This is a genomic window from Vibrio sp. 2134-1, assembly GCF_033339495.1.
Genome location: NZ_JAWOUS010000314.1, coordinates 1 through 779 on the forward strand (window position 1 = coordinate 1; position 779 = coordinate 779).

At 46.6% G+C, this 779-nt stretch carries 1 protein-coding gene; it reads right to left on the bottom strand.

Annotation, left to right across the window (positions count from 1 at the left end; genetic code table 11):
* Positions 1-744 (bottom strand): Mur ligase family protein (locus tag R7R78_RS25680; RefSeq protein WP_225474564.1); only part of this gene is annotated, 744 nt, incomplete at its 3' end.
* Positions 745-779 lie beyond the last annotated feature (35 nt).

The window sequence follows — 779 nt, forward strand, 5'->3', positions numbered from 1 at the left end:
AGCGCCAACTTCGTCATCAACATTGATGATTGCTTGATCACATTGATGCTGGGTAAACAGCGTTAGTTTGGCATTGGCGTACTCTTCCATCGTACCGTGATAATCAAGATGGTCTCGGCTCAAGTTGGTAAATACGCCAGCAGCAAAGGAAAGGGATTTAACGCGGCCTTGGATCAAGCCATGAGAAGACACTTCTAACGCCGTATATTGCGCTTGTTGTTCGGCCAAAGAAGCCAGCGTATGCTGGATTTCCACTGCGTTTCCTGTGGTGTTCGCCGCTTCTTTTAAATCATCTAAGAAACCATTACCTGTGGTGCCCATCACTGCTGCTTTTGAGCCAACTAATCCAATCCACTGCGCGATAAGCTGGGTGATGGTAGTTTTACCGTTTGTACCTGTCACACCAATCAACTTCATATCAGGATAGGTGTACAACTGGCCGGCAATTTCAGATAAACATTTATCAAGCGCATCGAGATAAACCACCGGAATATCATCGATGATGTCGATTGTGCCATGCGCTTTCACATCACAAGCCTGGGCAATCACCGCATTGGCGCCTTTTTCAATCGCAGAGGCAATGAACTTACGTCCATCTACCACATGGCCGACAATAGCGACAAAGGTTGTACCTAGTTGAACTTTGCGACTATCAAGTTCTAGTTCTGAAACAAGAACGGACGCCAAACTAGGGCAATCCACCCAAGGGGAAAGCAGCGCGTCCATACTGATGGCTTTAGTCATAATTGTTCTCCGAGCTTTGGCTCAGGTTTTCTTAA